This is a genomic window from Streptomyces sp. NPDC059850 (assembly GCF_042731515.1).
Lineage (GTDB): Bacteria > Actinomycetota > Actinomycetes > Streptomycetales > Streptomycetaceae > Streptomyces.
The window spans coordinates 1-19,318 of record NZ_JBHWJI010000099.1 but is presented as its reverse complement, the minus strand read 5'-3'; the positions used below and the strand labels follow the sequence as shown (position 1 = coordinate 19,318).

2 protein-coding genes and 1 pseudogene are annotated in these 19,318 nt (G+C 70.7%); all 3 read right to left on the bottom strand.

Going from position 1 to position 19,318, the window contains the following annotated elements; genetic code table 11:
- Positions 1-5,154, bottom strand: a pseudogene (locus ACFV9T_RS41095) (type I polyketide synthase); the annotation flags it as partial.
- A gap of 85 nt (positions 5,155-5,239) precedes the next feature.
- Entirely contained in the window at positions 5,240-15,040 is a 9,801-nt protein-coding gene (locus tag ACFV9T_RS41090) for a type I polyketide synthase (RefSeq protein ID WP_385448590.1), read from the bottom strand.
- Positions 15,041-15,103: 63 nt separating this feature from the next.
- The gene (locus tag ACFV9T_RS41085) at positions 15,104-19,285 is read right to left on the bottom strand and encodes an SDR family NAD(P)-dependent oxidoreductase (protein WP_385448587.1); all 4,182 of its coding nucleotides are present in this window, start codon (positions 19,283-19,285) and stop codon (positions 15,104-15,106) included.
- Positions 19,286-19,318: the final 33 nt, after the last annotated feature.

The window sequence follows — 19,318 nt, the reverse complement described above, 5'->3', positions numbered from 1 at the left end:
CGGCAGACGACACCCCATCGCCACAATCGCCACCGGATCATCCGACACCGCCCCCACCACAGCCGAACCCACAGCCCCCACCGACTCGGCCGACCGGTCCCCCACCAACTCCACCCGCAAGAACTCCGCCAACACCACCGGCGACGGATAATCGAAAATCAACGTCGCGGGCAACCGCAGCCCCGACACCGCATTCAACCGATTGCGCAACTCCACCGCCGTCAGCGAATCAAACCCCAGATCACTGAACGACTGCCGCGCACCCACACTCCCCGCACCCGCATGCCCCAGCACCACCGCCACCTCACCACACACCACATCCACCAACACCCGCCCCTGCTCCTCACCCGACAACCCCACCAACCGACCGGCCAAGGACTCACCGGTGGCGTTGGCGGCGGTGCCCGCAGTGCGGCGTCGCGGCTGGCGTACGAGTCCGCGCAGCATCGCGGTCAGCTGGCCCGCCTCCGCCTGCTGGGCAAAGGACGCGAAGTCGAACTTCGCCAGCACCATTGCCGATGCCTCGGCATCGAGGCCGACGTCGAACAGCGCCATGCCCTCATCGGAGGACAACGGCTTGATGCCGCTGCGACTCATCCGGGCCTGGTCGGCCTGGTCGAGCGCGCTGGTCATCCCGCTGGCCTCGCCCCACAGACCCCAGGCGAGGGACACGGCGGGCAGCCCCTGCGCCCGACGCCACTGCGCGAAGGCATCCAGGAACGCATTCGCCGCCGAGTAGTTGCCCTGGCCCGGACCACCGAGCACGCCGGACGCGGAGGAGAACAGGACGAACGCGTCCAAGTCCAGTTCGGCGGTCAGCTCGTGCAGCATCAACGCCGCATCGACCTTCGGCCGGAACACCGCGCCCAACCGCTCCGCCGAAAGGCTCCCGATCACACCGTCATCGAGCACACCCGCCGTATGCACCACACCCGTCAGCGGCGCATCCGCCGGAACCCCCGCAAGCAGCTCGCGCAGAGAATCGCGGTCGGCCACATCACACGCCACCACTCGGACGTTCACTCCGAGCTTCTCCAGCTCGCTGTTCAAGTCCTCGGCTCCGGCCGCCGCCATACCCCGGCGGCTGGCGAGCACCAGGTTGCGTACGCCGTGCACCGATACGAGGTGGCGAGCGACCACACCGCCCAATGTCCCCGTGCCACCGGTGATGAGGACCGTGCCCTCGGGATTCAGCGGGGGCACGGACATGGCCTGCTTCGCAGCTGAGCGCACCAGCCGCGGCACGTATACCGCGCCTGCTCGAACTGCCACCTGTGGCTCGTCCGAGGCCAGCGCGGTCGCGAGCAGCTCATCGGACGGCTCACCACCGTCGATGTCCACCAACACCACCCGGCCGGGGTTCTCCGCCTGCGCGGAACGCACCAACCCCCACACCGCCGCCCCCGCAGGATCCACCACCTCAGCATCGCGCTCCACGCCCACAGCGCCCTCGGTGACCACCACCAGACGACCGGAGTCCTCAGAGGCCAGGAACGTCTGCAACTGGCCCAACACCTCGGCACACAGGCCGTGAACCCCCTCGGCCCCCACCACACCAGACCGCGCCCGCACCACCGACGCGGCCTCAACCGGCTCCGGACCCACCTCCGCCCGGGTCGCCAGCGGGGACCACTCCACCCGGAACAGCGCATCGCTCCCGGCCGCCGCCCTCAACTGCTCATCAGCAACAGCCCGCAACGCCAACGACTCCACCGACGCCACCGGCACACCCGCACCATCAGCGATCTCCAACGACAACGCCCGCGCACCCGCAGACGACAACCGCACCCGCAACACCGACGCACCCGCCGCATGCAACGTCACACCATTCCACGCGAACGGCAACAACACCCCATCCCCACCAGACCCACCCGACTCCACAAACGCCCCCGCATGCAACGCCGCATCCAACAACGCCGGATGCAACCCAAACCCCGACTCACCCCCCGCAGACTCCGCCCCCAAAGCAACCTCGGCAAACACCTCACCACCACGCCGCCACACCGACCGCAACCCCTGAAACACCGGCCCATACCCATAGCCGCGCCCAGCCAGCTCCTCATACAGACCCGACACATCCACGGCCTCGGCCCCCTCCGGGGGCCACACCTCAAAGGAGTGGTCAGGGGCGGGTGCCTGGCTCGCGAGCTGACCGCTGGCATGGCACGTCCACGGCGCCTCCGACACCGCATCGTCGGCCCGCGAATACACCGCGACCGAACGCACACCATCGGCCTGCGCCCCACCAACCGACACCTGCACCCGCACCGCGCCCGACTCCGGCAGAACCAACGGAGCCTCGATCACCAACTCCCGCAACGACCCCGCGCCCACCTCATCCCCGGCACGGACCGCCAACTCCACCAACGCCGCACCCGGCAACAACACCACACCCGACACCGCATGATCAGCCAGCCACGGCTGCACACCCAACGACAACCGACCACTGCACACCACACCACCCGAGTCCGGCACCGACATGACGGTGGTGAGCAGCGGGTGTTCGGCCGCGAGGGCACCGTCGACTGCCGAGACGGTCGAGGTGAGCCAGTAGCGCTGTCGCTGGAAGGCGTACGTCGGCAAGTCGACGCGGCGCGCACCCGTCCCCGTGAACACCGCCTCCCAGCCCACCACGACACCGCGCGTGTGCAGCCGTCCTACGGCGGTGAGCAGCGCCCGACGCTCATCGGCCACATCACGACGCAACGACGGCACACCGCCCTCGCCCACCATCGCAGTCAGCACACCATCAGGGCCCAGCTCCAGGAACGTGGCCACACCCTGCCCCCGCAAGGTCTCTGCCCCATCAGCGAACCGGACCGTGCCGCGTACGTGCTCGACCCAGTACTCCGGCGAACACAGCCGCTCGGGCTCGGCCAGCTCACCCGTCACGTTCGACACCACCGGCAGACGCGGCGCCGCATAGCTCAACCCGGCCACGACCTGGCGGAAGTCCTCCAACATCCCGTCCATCAACGGCGAGTGGAAAGCATGCGACACCCGCAACCTCTTCACCCGGCGGCCCTCAAACCCTCCGGCCACCGCCATCACCGCGTCCTCGACCCCGGACAGCACCAGCGATGCCGGACCGTTGATCGCCGCAATGCTCACGCCATCCGTCAGCAACGGGGCGACCTCGTCCTCGGTCGCCTCGACGGCCACCATTACGCCACCCTCGGGCAGGGCCTGCATCAAACGGCCCCGCGCCACCACCAACGCCGCCGCATCTTCCAGCGACCACACACCCGCCACGAACGCCGCCGCCACCTCGCCGATCGAATGCCCCGCAACGAAATCCGGCCGCACACCCCACGACTCCACCAACCGGAACAGCGCCACCTCGATGGCAAACAGTGCGGGCTGCGCAAACCCGGTCTGATCCAACAGCTCCGACTCCCCGAACACCACCTCCTTCAACGACCGCCCCAGCAGACCATCCACGGCCCCGCACACCTCGTCGAACGCCTCAGCGAACACCGGATACGACGCATACAACCCACGCCCCATCCCCACCCGCTGCGAACCCTGACCCGTGAACACCACACCCAACCGACCAGCCACCACCTCCTCACCACGCACCGCACCCAGCACATCCCGCGCCTCATCAACAGACTCCGCCACCACCACCGCCCGGTGATCAAAGCGCGCCCGCGACATCGCCAACGAAAAGCCCAAATCAGCAAGGCTCACTTCGCGACCACAGTCCAGATACGACGCCAGCCGCCCTACCTGTGCCTCCAGCGCATCGGCAGTCTTCGCCGACACCACCAACGGCACGGGACCATCGAACACCGCGCGCTCGGCGTCCTCGTCCTCGACGGACTCCAGCACCACATGCGCGTTCGTCCCGCTGATACCGAACGACGACACCGCCGCACGCCTCGGCCGATCCACCTCCGGCCACTCACGCGCCTCCGTCAGCAACTCCACCGCACCCGCCGACCAATCAACCTTCGGCGACGGCTCATCCACATGGAGCGTCTTCGGCAGCACACCCCGCCGCATCGCCTCCACCATCTTGATGACGCTGGCGACTCCGGCCGTCGCCTGGGTGTGGCCGATGTTGGACTTCAACGAGCCCAGCCACAGGGGGTGGTCCGCGCTGCGCCCCTGGCCGTACGTGGCCAGCAGCGCCTGGGCCTCGATCGGGTCGCCCAGCGACGTACCCGTTCCATGCGCCTCGACCGCGTCGATGTCCGTGCCGATGAGACCGGCGTTGGCGAGGGCCTGGCGGATGACCCGCTGCTGCGACGGGCCGTTCGGCGCGGTCAGGCCGTTCGAGGCACCGTCCTGGTTGACCGCGCTGCCCCGTACCACCGCCAGCACCTGGTGCCCGTTCGCCCGCGCGTCCGACAACCGCTCCAGCAACAGCAGACCGACACCCTCGCCCCACGCCGTACCGTCCGCACCCGCCGCGAACGCCTTGCACCGGCCGTCCGGGGCAAGACCACGCTGCCGCGAGAACGCGACGAAGGCACCCGGGGTGGCCATGACCGCGACGGCACCGGCCAGCGCCATCGAGCACTCGCCCGAGCGCAGCGCCTGCGCGGCCAGGTGGATCGCCACCAGCGCCGAGGAGCATGCCGTGTCGATGGTGACCGCCGGGCCTTCGAAGCCGAAGCTGTAGGCCACGCGCCCCGAGGCCACGGCGCCCGCGCTGCCCGTGAGCGCATAGCCTTCGGCGCCCTCCTCGCCGCCCTCGAGGCTGGCGATGTAGTCCTGCGGCTTGGTCCCGGCGAACACGCCCACACTGCGTCCGCGCAGCGTGGCCGGGTCGATACCGGCCCGCTCGAACACCTCCCACGAGGTCTCCAGCAACAGCCGCTGCTGCGGGTCCATCGCCAGCGCCTCACGCGGGCTGATCCCGAAGAACGCCGCGTCGAAGTCCGTGGCGCCGTCGATGAAGCCGCCTTCCCTGACGTACGACTTCCCGGAACGCTCGGGGTCCGGGTCGAAGACGCCGTCGACGTCCCAGCCCCGGTCGGACGGGAAGGGGCCGATGCCATCGGTACCACCGGCGACGAGTTCCCACAGGTCCTCGGGCGACGCCACCCCACCCGGCAGACGGCAGCTCATGGCCACGATCGCGATCGGGTCCGTCTTCTCGGACTCGATCTCACGCAGCCGCGTACGGGCCTGCGAAAGGTCGGCGAGCGCGCGCTTGAGGTAGCCGCGGAGCTTGTCGTCGTTCGTCATGGGAGGTCTCTTCCTCAGGAGGTTCGGGCGGTGGCACCGGCGGTCACGAGGAGCCCAGCTCGCTCTCGGCGAAGTCGAAAAGCTCGTCGTCGGAGGCGGATTCGAAGTCGAACCCCTCATCGGCCTCGAAGGCGCCGCCGGACGACGCCCACCTGGTGGCCAGGGCCTGAAGGCGCTTGGCCACCTGCGTTTTCACCGTGTCGTCCAGGGACGCGGCGCCGAATACCGCTTCCATGCGGTCGAGTTCGGACAGCACGGACACCTCAGCGGTGACCAGCTGGCCCAACAGATGCTCGGCGAGAGCAGCAGGGGTCGGATGGTCGAACACCGCTGAGGCGGGCAGGGTCAGCCCCGTAGCGGCCGCGAGCCGGTTGCGCAGCTCCACGCCGGTGAGGGAGTCGAACCCGATGTCCTTGAAGGCACGGTCCGGCGCGATGACGTCCCTGCCCGGTCGGCCGAGGACGGTCGCCGCGTCACCGCGTACGAGTTCCACCAGGGCGCGCCGTTGCTCCGGTGCGGGCATCAACGCCAGGCGGTCGGCCAGGGACGTGCCCACCGTGGCCGTGGCCGCGCCACTCGCGCTCGCGGTGCGGCGAGGCCGACGTACCAGCCCGCGCAGCATCGGCGGCAGGCGGTCCGCCCCCGCCTGTTCCGCCAGCGAGGCGAAGTCGAACTTCACGGGCGCCAGCACCGCGTCCTCGCCGAGCAGACCGATGTCGAACAGGGCCATGCCCTCTTCGGACGACAGGGGCTTGATACCGGCACGGCTCAACCGGGCCAGATCCGCCGCGCCCAGCGTCCCTGTCATGGCGCTGGATTCGGCCCACTGGCCCCAGGCCAGGGACACGGCGGGCAGACCCTGCGCCCGGCGCCACTGCGCGAAGGCGTCCAAGTAGGCATTGGCCGCCGCGTAGTTGCCCTGCCCAGGGCCACCGATCATGCCGGACGCGGACGAGTACAGGACGAACGCGTCGAGGCCGAGTTCGGCGGTCAGCTCGTGCAGCACCCATGCCGCATCGACCTTCGGCCGGAACACCCCGCCCAGCCGGTCCGGGGTCAGGCTCGCGATCACACCGTCATCGAGCACACCGGCGGTGTGCACCACACCGGTCAATGGCCTGCTCTCGGGTACGGCGTCCAGCACCGCCCGCAGGGAATCGCGATCCGCCACATCGCACGCGACCAGTTCGACGCTCGCCCCGAGCCCTTCCAGCTCGGCCTTCAGCTCTTCGGCGCCTGCCGCCGCCGGTCCACGGCGGCTGACCAGCACCAGGTGGCGTACACCGTGGACGGACGCCACATGACGGGCGACCACACCGCCCAGTGTCCCGGTGCCACCCGTGATCAGGACCGTGCCCTCGGGGTTCAGCACCCGCTCCGCACCGGCCCGGGTGGAAGTCGTGGCGCTCCGGGCCAGGCGCGGTGCGTAGACGTTCCCCGCGCGCACCGCCACCTGCGGCTCACGGGAAGCCAGCACACCCGCGAGCACCTCATCAGCGGGCTGCTCGTCCACGTCCATCAGCACGATGCGGTCCGGGTTCTCGGCCTGGGCCGAGCGCACCAGGCCCCACACCGCAGCACCTGCGGGGTCGGTCACCTCCGCGTCGCCGGACACTCCGACCGCGCCCCGCGTCACCACGACCAGACGGTTCGTGGCAGAGGCAGAGTCAGAGAAGGCCTGCAGCCCGGAGAGAACGTGCGCGACGAGCGCGTGCACACCATCGGCTCCGTCCTGGGAGGACGTGGCTTCCAGGACGGTCGCGTCACCGATACCGGTATCGCCCTCAGGCCGAAGCACCAGCTGCGACCACTCGACGCGGAACAGCGCGTCGTGTCCGGCCGTCGTCCTCAGCTCCTCATCGGCGATCTCCCGCAGTACGAGCGAGTCCACCGACGCGACCGGCGCTCCTCCCGCATCGGCGATCTCCATCGCCATCGACGCGGGGCCGGTGGGCGACAGCCGTACCCGCAGCTCCGACGCGTCGGCGGCGTGCAGGGTCACGCCACACCATTCGGCGGCCCGACCCGGCAGACCGGCGGCCTGTGCCGCAGCCTCCAGAAGCGCCGGGTGGATGCCGAACCGCCCGGCAGCGCCGATGTGTCGCGCACCGAGTCCGATCTCGGCGAAGACATCGGTGCCGCGCGTCCACAGCTGGCTCACCTCTCCGGGGAGGCCTTCGACCGAGGCGGGCTCCGCGTCGGCCGGAGGCCATACGTCCAGGTCCGTCGAGGGCCGCGCCGACTCGGCGGTCGCCAGTGTCCCGGTCGCGTGACGGGTCCAGAGTGCATCGCCCTTCCCGGGCCGGGAGTAGATGCTCACCGGCCGCTCGCCCGTGTCATCCGAGGCGCCCACCGAGACCTGTACCCGTACCGACCCTGTTTCCGGCAGCACGAGCGGAGCGTCGCTCACCAGCTCCGACAGCGACCCGGCACCGATCTCGTCACCCGCGCGCAGCGCCAACTCGACCAGCGCGGACCCGGGTACGACGTGCACACCCGCCACCAGGTGATCGGCGAGCCACGGCTGTGCGCTCAACGACAACCGACCGGTGCACAGCACACCGCCGGTGTCCGGAACGGCCACCACGGTGCTGAGCAGCGGATGATCCATTGACACATCGCTCGTGGCCGGTGCGGCCGCGGCGAGCCAGAAGTGCTCCCGCTGGAAGGGGTACGTGGGCAGGTCGACGCGGCGCGCGTCCGTCCCCGCGAACACCTGCGTCCAGTCGACTGCGATGCCGCGCGTGTGCAGCCGTCCTACGGCGGTGAGCAGCGCCCGACGCTCATCGGCCACATCGCGGCGCAGGGTGGGTACGCCACCCTCGCCGGTCATCGCGGTCAGGACACCATCAGGGCCCAGCTCCAGGAACGTAGCCACACCCTGCCCCCGCAGAGCCTCCACTCCGTCGGCGAAGCGGACCGTGCCGCGTACGTGCTCGACCCAGTACTCCGGCGAACACAGCCGCTCAGGGTCGGCCAGCTCACCGGTCAGGTTCGACACCACCGGCAGGCGCGGCGGCGCATACGTCAACCCGGCCACGACCTGGCGGAAGTCCTCCAGCATCCCGTCCATCAACGGCGAGTGGAAGGCATGCGATACCCGCAGCTTCTTGACCCGACGGCCCTCAAACCCTCCGGCCACCGCCATCACCGCGTCATCGGCCCCGGAGAGCACCAGCGATGCCGGACCGTTGATCGCCGCAATGCTCACGCCATCGGTCAGCAGCGGGGCGACTTCGTCCTCGGTGGCCTCGACAGCGACCATCACGCCACCCTCGGGCAGGGCCTGCATCAAACGGCCCCGCGCCACCACCAGCGCCGCCGCGTCCTCCAGCGACCACACACCCGCCACAAACGCCGCCGCCACCTCGCCAATCGAATGCCCCGCAACGAAATCCGGCCGCACACCCCACGACTCCACCAGCCGGAACAACGCCACCTCGACAGCGAACAACGCAGGCTGCGCAAACCCCGTCTGATCCAGCAGCTCCGACTCCCCGAACACAACGTCCTTCAGCGACCGCCCCAGCAGACCATCCACGACCGCGCAGACCTCGTCGAACGCCTCAGCGAACACCGGATACGACGCGTACAGCCCGCGCCCCATCCCGATCCGCTGCGAGCCCTGGCCCGTGAACAGCACACCGAGTCGGCCAGAACTCACGTCCTCACCGCGCACGGCGGACAGCGCATCCCGCGCCTCATCAGCGGACTCCGCAACCACCACCGCACGGTGATCAAAATGCGCCCGCGACATCGCCAGCGAGAACGCCACATCCGCCAGGCTCACCCCCGGGTGAGCCTCCAGATACGACGCCAGCTGCTCCGCCTGCGCACCCAGCGCATCCGCCGACTTCGCCGACACCACCAACGGCACCGCACCATCGGAGACCACGCGCTCAGCAACCTCGTCCTCGACGGATTCGAGAATCACATGCGCGTTCGTGCCGCCGATGCCGAAGGCCGACACACCTGCGCGCCTCGGCCGGTCCGCCTCCGGCCACTCACGCGCCTCCGTCAGCAACTCCACCGCACCCGCCGACCAATCCACCGCCGACGTCGCCTCATCCACGTGCAGCGTCTTCGGCAGCACACCCCGCCGCATCGCCTCCACCATCTTGATCACACCGGCCACGCCCGCCGTGGCCCCGGTGTGGCCGATGTTGGACTTCAGGGCTCCCAGCCACAGGGGACGGTCCTCGGCACGCTCCTGGCCGTACGTGGCCAGCAGCGCCTGCGCCTCGATCGGATCGCCCAGCGACGTACCCGTCCCATGCGCCTCCACCGCATCCACATCGGCGGCCGACACACCCGCGTTGGCGAGGGCCTGCCGGATCACCCGCTGCTGCGACGGGCCGTTCGGTGCCGTCAGACCGTTCGAGGCGCCGTCCTGGTTGACCGCGCTGCCCCGTACCACCGCCAGCACCTGGTGCCCGTTCGCCCGCGCGTCCGACAGCCGCTCCAGCAGCAGCAGGCCGACGCCCTCGGCCCAGCCCGTACCGTCCGCGCCATCGGCGAACGCCTTGCAGCGGCCGTCCGGGGCGAGGCCGCGCTGGCGCGAGAACTCCACGAACACGCCCGGGGAGGACATCACAGCGACGCCTCCGGCCAAGGCCATCGAGCACTCGCCGGTCCGCAGGGCCTGGGCCGCGGAATGCAACGCCACCAACGACGACGAGCACGCCGTGTCGATGGTGAGCGCGGGCCCTTCGAGTCCCAGCGCGTAGGAGATACGCCCGGAGGCGACACTGCCCGCGCTGCCGGTCAGCGCGTACCCTTCCGTGCCCTCGGCGCCGCCACCGAGGCGTGGGGTGTAGTCCTGCGATCCCATGCCGGTGAACACGCCGACGTCCTTGCCCCGCATGGACGTGGGGTCGATTCCGGCCCGTTCGAAGACCTCCCAGGAGGTTTCCAGCAACAGCCGCTGCTGCGGGTCCATGGCAAGTGCCTCGCGGGGGTTGATGCCGAAGAATCCGGCGTCGAAGGCCGCGACGTCGTGCAGGAAGCCGCCACGGCGCACATAGGACGTGCCTGCGGCGTCCGGGTCGTCGGAGAAGAGGTGCTCCAGGTCCCAGCCTCGGTCGGTCGGGAAGTCGCGGCCCCCTTCGCGCCCCTCGGCCAGCAGTGTCCACAGCTCCTCGGGGGTCCGTACGCCACCGGGCAGCCGGCAGCTCATCGCCACGATCGCGATGGGGTCGTCGGAAGCCGAGCCCATCTCACCGGGAGAAACCACAGCAGTGGCAGAAGCGGCCGAGGCTGCCTCGCCAAGGAGTTCCGTACGCAGATACTCGGCCAGCGCCACCGGGTTCGGGTAGTCGAAGACCAGGGTGGCGGGCAGCCGCAGCCGGGTGGCGGCGGCCAGGCGGTTGCGCAGCTCCACCGCCGTGACCGAGTCGAACCCGATCTCCTTGAACGCCCGCTCGGCCGCCACGGTGTCACGGTCCACGTGTCCCAGTACCGAACCCGCCTCCCCGCGCACCAGATCGGTCAGCGTCCGCCGCTGCTCGGCCTCGGGCAGGTCCAGCAGCTGGGCGCGGAGTGCGGAGGCGACGGCGTCCGGCTCGTCCTCGTCGGTGGCCGCCAGCAGCTCGGTGACTTCCGGAAGGCCGCGCAGCAGCGGTCGCGGCCGTGCCAGGCTGAACGTCGGGGCGAAGCGGCTCCAGTCGATTCCGGCGACGACCAGATGTGTCCGGTCGTGCTCGACGCCCTGCACCAGGGCGGAGACGGCGAGCTGGGGGTCCATGAGGATGACGCCGAGCCGGGTCATCTCGGCGGCCATCGCCTCGTCCACCATGCCACCGCCCGCCCAGGCGCCCCAGGCGATCGACGTGGCGGTGAGGCCTCGGGCGCGGCGGCGGTGGGCCAGGGCGTCGAGGTAGGCGTTGGCACCGGCGTACGAGGTGAGACCGGAGCTGCCCCAGGCGGTGGCGCCGGAGGAGAACAGCACGAACGCGTCCAGATCGCGATCGGCCAGCAGCTCATCGAGGTGCCGGGCCCCGGCGATCTTGGCACGGCCCATCTCGACGAACCGCTCCACGTCGAGTTCGGACAGGGGCGCCTCGGTCTGGTTCGCCCCGGCGAGGTGCAGTACGGCAGTCAGGGGGTGCTCGTCGGGGACGAGGTCGAGCAGCCCGGCCACGGCGTCGCGGTCGGCGACGTCGCAGGCGGTGATGGTCACCTGTGCGCCCCGTTCCTCCAGCTCGGCGCGGAGGTCGGCGGCGCCGGGCGCGTCGGCGCCACGGCGACTGGTCAGGATGAGATGTCCGGCGCCCTGCTCGGCCACCCACCGGGCCACATGCGCTCCGGTGCCACCCGTGCCACCGGTGATCAGTACGGTCCCGCGTGGTGTCCAGGGGGTGGCGGGCGAGCCGTCCAGGGGCGCGCGCAGCATGCGACGGGCGTACAGACCGCCGGTACGAACGGCGAGCTGGTCTTCGCCGTCGGCCGCCGCCAGCGCCGCGCAGAGCAGCCCGATCGCGCCGCCATCGGCGTCGGCGGGCAGGTCGACCAGCCCGCCCCAGGTGTCCGGGTGGTCCAGTGCCAGTACCGTGCCGACACCCCACATCATGTGCTGGAGTTCGCTGGTCAGCTCGGCGGAGTCGGCCACCGCGACACCACCGGAGGTCACTGCCCACAGGGGTGCGGCGATCCCCGCGTCACTGAGTGCCTGCACCAGGGCGACCGTGTTGATCGTGCCCTGGGACCAGGTGGAATGGACGGGGTGGGGGCGGTCGTCAAGCGCGAGGAGCGAGAGGACACCGGCCACCGGCTCGTCCGGCAGCAGCGCGGCGAGTTGCTCGCGGTCGTGGCCGTCGACCTCGACGCGGAGGATGTGCAGGCCGTGTTCGGTCAGGCCGTCGAGGATGGTGTCGGCGAGGGTGCTTCGCTCGGCGCCGAGCGCCACCAGCCAGGTGCCGGAAGCCGTGTGGGGACCGGGGTTCACCCGCTCCCAGTCGAGACGGTAGCGCCATCCGTCGACAACGGACTGTTCGTGGCGTCGCCGCCGCCAGGACGACAGCGCGGGCACCACCTGGTCCAGCACGGAGGCGTCCAGGTGCAGGTCATCGGCGAGCAAGCTGGTGTTTCCGGCGTCGATGGCGGCCCAGAAGGCGGCGTCGACCGGGTCGGCCTGCGTGGGCCTTTCCCCCGCGTCGAGCCAGTAGCGCTGGTGTTGGAAGGGGTAGGTGGGCAGGGTGACGTGGCGGGTGTCGGCCTGGTCGAACGCGACCGTCCAATCCACCTCCACGCCCGCTACGTACGCCTCACCCACCGACCGCAGGAAGCGGTCCAGGCCGCCTTCGTCACGCCGCAGCGACCCGATGACGGCACCGTCCACACCGGCCGCCTCCATCGACTCACCCAACACGAACCCGAGCACCGGGTGCGGGCTCATCTCCACGAACACCCGCTGACCACCAGCCAGCAGCTGGTCGGTCACCTCACCCAGCAGCACCGTCTGGCGCAGATTGCGGTACCAGTACGCCGCGTCCAGGCCAGCGGTGTCGATCACCTCACCGGTCACCGTCGAGTGGAACGGAACCGGCGAGGACACCGGACGCACCGAGCCCAGCACCTCCACCAACTCCGCCTCGATCTCCTCCACCTGGACCGAATGCGAGGCGTAATCCACCGGAACGCGGCGAACCCGCACCCCCTCCGACTCCAGCGCCTCCGTCAGGGCGTCCAGCGCGGCTACCTCACCGGCCACCACCGTGGACGACGGGCCATTGACCGCCGCCACCGACAGCCCCTCACCCAACCGCGATGCCACCGCGTCCGCCGACAGCGCCACCGACGCCATCCCGCCACCACCGGCCAGCCGCGACGCGATCACCTGACTGCGCCGCGCCACCACCAACGCACCATCCTCCAGAGACAACCCACCCGCCACACACGCCGCCGCGATCTCCCCCTGCGAGTGCCCCACCACCGCGACGGGCTCCACACCGAACGACCGCCACAACCCCGCCAACGACACCATCACCGCCCACAACACCGGCTGCACCACATCCACCCGCTCCAACATGGCCTCATCGCCCAGCGCGTCGCGGAGCGACCAGTCCACGAAGGTTGCTAGGGCCTCTTCACACGCGGTCATGTGCTCCGCGAACACCGGGGACGACGCGATCAGTTCGCTGGCCATCCCCACCCACTGCGCCCCCTGCCCCGGGAACACGAACACCACATCACCGGCGCCCACACCACCTGAACCCGAGCCCGCACCCGACACCCCCGCCAGCCCAGACACGGCGTCACCACGCGAACCCGCCACCACCACACCTCGGTGGTCGAATTCCGATCGCGCGGCCAACGAAGCCGCTACATCGGCGAGTTCTGCGGCTGGCTGATCGTTCAGGAAGGTGGCCAGACGCCCGGCCTGGGCGGTCAGCGCCTCCGGCGACTTCGCGGACAGCACCAGCGGCACCACACCCCCCGATGCCGGAACGCGCTCGACGACCTCGCTCTCCACCGCTTCGAGAATCACGTGCGCGTTGGTGCCGCTGAGCCCGAAGGAGGAGACACCGGCGCGGCGCGGCTCATCGCGCCGGGGCCACTCGCGGGCCTCGGTCAGCAGTTCCACGGCGCCAGCCGACCAGTCCACTTCCGGGGTCGGGGCGTCGACATGGAGGGTCTTCGGCAGCACACCGTGCCGCATCGCCTCCACCATCTTGATGACCCCGGCCACACCGGCCGCCGACTGGGCGTGGCCGATGTTCGACTTCAGCGAACCCAGCCACAGCGGACGGTCCTCGGCCCGCTCCTGCCCGTACGTCGCAATCAGCGCCTGCGCCTCGATCGGGTCACCCAGCGACGTGCCCGTCCCATGCGCCTCCACGGCGTCCACATCCACCGCCGACAACCGCGCATTCGCCAACGCCGCACGAATCACCCGCTGCTGCGCAGGACCATTCGGCGCCGTCAAACCGTTCGACGCACCATCCTGATTCACCGCCGAACCACGCACCACAGCCAACACCTCGTGGCCGTGCCGCCGGGCGTCCGACAACCGCTCCAACAACACCAGCCCCACACCCTCGGAGAAGCCGGTTCCGTTGGCGCCCGCCGCGAACGCCCTGCACCGGCCGTCCGGGGAGAGCCCGCGCTGACGGGAGAACTCCACGAACATCTGGCTGTCGGACATGACGGCGGCGCCACCCGCCAGCGCCATCTCCGACTCGCCGGAGCGCAGCGACTGCACGGCGAGGTGAATGGCCACCAGCGACGACGAACACGCGGTGTCCACCGTCACCGACGGGCCCTCCAGGCCCAGGGTGTACGACACCCGGCCCGAGGCGAAGCTGCCCGCGCTGCCGCGCCCCAGGTAGGCCTCCAGGTCCTCGGGGACCTCATGCACCCGGGGGGCGTAGTCGTGGTGCATCACCCCGGTGTAGAAGCCGATGTTCTGGCCGCGCAGGGCGGTCGGAGCGATTCCGGCCCGTTCGAAGACCTCCCACGAGGTCTCCAGCAGCAGCCGCTGCTGCGGATCCATCGCCAGCGCCTCACGCGGGGAGAGCCCGAAGAACCCGGCGTCGAATCCCGTGGCGTCCTCGATGAACCCGCCCTCGCGGACATAGGACTTCCCGGGCACGTCGGGGTCGGGGTCGTACAGCCCCGCCACGTCCCAGCCACGGTCCGTGGGGAATTCGGTGATGCCGTCGACGCCCTCGGACACCAGTCGCCACAGGTCTTCCGGCGAGGCCACTCCGCCCGGCAGACGGCAGGCCATGCCGACGATGGCGATCGGCTCCCACGCCTTCTCCTCGACCTCGCGCAGTCGCCGCGTGGCCTGACGTGCGGTGGCGACGGCCTTGTTGAGGTAGTCGCGGTACTTCGTGTTGTCCACCATGGAAGGTCAAGCTCCTCGCGGGAATCCAGCGGGCCGGGGCGTCAGGAATCACTGAATTCGTCAGGAAATGCTGAATTCGTTGTCGATGATGTCGAAGACCTCGTCGTCGCTCACCGACGCGAGATCGTCGTCGCTCTCGCCCGTGGTGGTGAGGGAGTCCGGGCTCCACTTGGCCGCAAGGGCCTGGAGGATGGTCGTGACCCGGTTGCGCACGGCGGGGTCCTCGGCCACCGAGGCGAGCGCGGCGGCCAGCTTCTCGGCCTCGGTCACCGCGTGGTGGACGGCAGGGCCGCTGTCCGGGACCAGTCCCTCGCGCAGATGGCGCACCAGGACTTCCGGTGTCGGGTGGTCGAAGAGCAGGGTGGCGGGCAGGCGCATGCCGGTGGCGGCGGACAGCTTGTTCCGCAGTTCGACGGCCGTGAGCGAGTCGAGCCCCAGTTCCTGGAAGGCCCGGCCTGGTGCGATGGCCCGCACATCGGTGTGGCCGAGCACCACCGCCGCCTCCGCGCGCACCAGCTCCAGGAGGATGTCCGTCTGCTCGTCCTCGGTGAGTCCGGCCAGCCGCCGGTGCAGTGAACCGGCCGTGGCGAGGTCGGTACGCCGCGCCCTGGCCTCGGCGGCGACGATGCGGCGGACCTCGGGCACACCCTGCAACAGGGCGCTCGGCCGGGCGGAGGTGAAGGCGGGGACGAACTTCTTCCAGTCGATGCTCGCGATGGTCATCGTGGTCTCGCCGCCGGTCAGCAGCTGTTCCAGCGCGGAGAGCATCAGCTCGGGCGGTACGGGGCCGATGCCCTGGCGGCGCAGCTGTGGCGCCGAGGTGGCGTCGACCATGCCACCGCCCGCCCAGGCTCCCCAGGCCACCGAGGTGGCGGGCTTGCCAAGGCTCCGCCGGTGCTGGGCGAGGGCGTCCAGGAAGGCGTTTCCGGAGGAGTAGGCGCTCTGGTTGCCGCTCCCCCACACCCCGGCGATGGAGGAGAACAGCACGAACGCGTCGAGGGAGGTGCCGTCGAGCAGTTCGTCGAGGTGTGCGGCTCCGGCGGTCTTCGCGGACACGATGTCGGCGAATTCCGCCACGGTGGTGTCGGCGAGGGCACCGAAGCCGTTGACTCCGGCGGCGTGCACCACGGCCCGCACCTGGTCGCCGTCGGTCTCCAGCTGCCGCAGGAGGTCTGCGAGCCCCTGCCGGTCCGCCACATCGCACGCGCTGAGGGTCACGCGGACGCCCGTCGCGGTGAGTTCGGCCTCCAGTGCGGTGGCGCCGGGGCTGTCCGCTCCACGGCGGCTGACGAGGACGAGGTGTTCCGCGCCCTTTCCGGCGAGCCACCTCGCGACATGGGCGCCGAGCGCGCCCGTACCGCCGGTGATGAGGACCGTGCCCGAGGGCTGCCACGAGGGCTCCCCCGTGGTGTGGTCCAGCTGCGCCCGCTCCAGGCGGCGTACGAACACACCGTCCTCGCGCAGTGCGAACTGGTCCTCGCCCTCACAGCCCCCGCCCAGCACGGTGGCCCAGCGCGCGAGGGCTTCGGCGGGGAGCTTCTCGGGGAGGTCGACCAGTCCGCCCCAGCGCGCCGGGTGTTCCAGCGCGGCCACCTGGCCGAGCCCCCAGAGCGCGGCTTGGGCCGGGCCCCGTACCGGGTCGGTGTCGCCCGTGGTCACGGCGGCCTGGGTGACCGGCCACAGCGGTGCGTCGACTCCGGCGTCGCCGAGCGCCTGGACCAGGCCGAGCGTGGCCGCCAGCCCCTGGGAGACACCTGGCTGTCCGGGCAGCGCGGTCTCGTCCAGGGCGAGCAGCGACAGTACGCCGGTGATGTCGTGCTCGTCGGCGTGTTCACGGATCCGCTGGGTGAGCGCGGCCCGGTCGGTGTCGGTCACCGACAGCAGGAGGGGGTGTGCGCCGTGCTCGCTGAGCGCGGCGATACCCGCCTGGGTCACATCGCCGTCCGCGTGCGCTGCCGGGGCCACCACCAGCCAGGTGCCGGTGGTCGACGGTGCGTCGGGCAGTTCGACGGGCGCCCAGCCGGTCCGGTAGCCCCAGCGGTCGAGGCGGGATGCCCGGTTGTGCCGTGCCAGCCGCGCTTCGGCTAGCTGTTCCGGTGTGACCTGGCGCCCGATGAGGGCGTCGATCCGTGCGACGGGCATGCCGCTGTGGTCGGTGACGGTCACCTGCCACACATCGTCGCCCTGGGGTACGAAGTGTGCGCGCAGCCGTGAGGTGCCGTGCGCCCACAGGGCGACGCCGTTCCAGGAGAAGGGCAGCCGGGGAAGCCCGGTGCCGTAGATCAGCGGGGCGTGCAGCGACGCGTCCAGGAGCGCGGGGTGCAGGGCGAACCGGGCCGCGTCCTCCCGCTGCTGCTCCGGCAGCGCCACCTCGGCGAAGATTTCCTCGCCACGGGTCCACACCGCGCGCAGCCCCTGGAACGCGGGCCCGTATTCGTATCCCCGCTCCGCCAGGCGCTCGTACACCGTGTCGACGTCCAGCGGTACGGCGGTGGCCCCGGCCGGGGGCCAGGCCACCAGGGGCTCGGCGGGTTCCGGGCTCTCGGCCGCCAGGGTTCCTGCGGCGTGGCAGGTCCATTCCGCGGGGGTGCCCTCGGTCTCCCTCTCGGACTCGGGCTCGGGCCGGGAGTACACCGACACAGCCCGGCGGCCGGTCTCGTCCGGCCCGCCGACCTCGACGCGCACCTGGATGTCGCCGTCCTGGGGCAGGATCAGGGGCGCCTCGATCACCAGTTCCTCGATGACGCCGCAGTCGACCTCGTGGCCCGCGCGGAGGACCAGGTCCACGAAGCCGGTGCCGGGCAGGAGCGCCGTGCCCCACACCGCGTGGTCGGCCAGCCAGGAGTGCGTACGGGTGGACCAACGGCCGGTAAGGACAAGGCCGTTGGAGCCGGGCAGCTCCACTTCCGCGCCCAGCAGCGGATGGTCCGGTGTGGACAGCCCCGCCGTCGACACATCGCCCGCCGGGCGCCCGGCGCGCAGCCAGTAGCGCTGGCGCTGGAAGGGGTACGTGGGCAGGGTGACGTGGCGGGTGTCGGCCTGGTCGAACGCGACCGTCCAATCCACCTCCACGCCCGCTACGTACGCCTCACCCACCGACCGCAGGAAGCGGTCCAGGCCGCCTTCGTCACGCCGCAGCGACCCGATGACGGCACCGTCCACACCAGCCGCCTCCATCGACTCACCCAACACGAACCCGAGCACGGGGTGCGGGCTCATCTCCACGAACACCCGCTGACCACCAGCCAGCAGCTGGTCGGTCACCTCACCCAGCAGCACCGTCTGGCGCAGATTGCGGTACCAGTACGCCGCGTCCAGGCCAGCGGTGTCGATCACCTCACCGGTCACCGTCGAGTGGAACGGAACCGGCGAGGACACCGGACGCACCGAGCCCAGCACCTCCACCAACTCCGCCTCGATCTCCTCCACCTGGACCGAATGCGAGGCGTAATCCACCGGAACGCGGCGAACCCGCACCCCCTCCGACTCCAGCACCTCCGTCAGCGCGTCCAGCGCACCGACTTCACCGGCCACCACCGTGGACGACGGGCCATTGACCGCCGCCACCGACAGCCCCTCACCCAACCGCGATGCCACCGCGTCCGCCGACAGCGCCACCGACGCCATCCCGCCACCACCGGCCAGCCGCGACGCGATCACCTGACTGCGCCGCGCCACCACCAACGCACCATCCTCCAGAGACAACCCACCCGCCACACACGCCGCCGCGATCTCCCCCTGCGAGTGCCCCACCACCGCGACGGGCTCCACACCGAACGACCGCCACAACCCCGCCAACGACACCATCACCGCCCACAACACCGGCTGCACCACATCCACCCGCTCCAGGGCGAACTCATCCCCCAACACATCGAACAGAGACCAGCCCACATGAGGCGCCAACGCCTCGCCACACCGCTCCATCCACCCCGCGAAGACCTCGGACTCCGCCAACAGCTCCACCGCCATACCCACCCACTGCGCCCCCTGCCCCGGGAACACGAACACCACATCACCGGCGCCCACACCACCTGAACCCGAGCCCGCACTCGACAACCCCGCCAACCCGGACACGGCGTCGCCGTGCGAACCCGCCACCACCACACCCCGGTGGTCGAATTCCGATCGGGCGACCAACGAAGCGGCCACAGCGGCTAGTTCAGCGGTCGAGTGGTCGCTCAGGAAGGAGGCGAGGCGCCCGGCCTGGGCGGTCAGTGCCTCCGGCGACTTCGCGGACAGCACCAGCGGCACCACACCGCCAACCGCACCATCCGG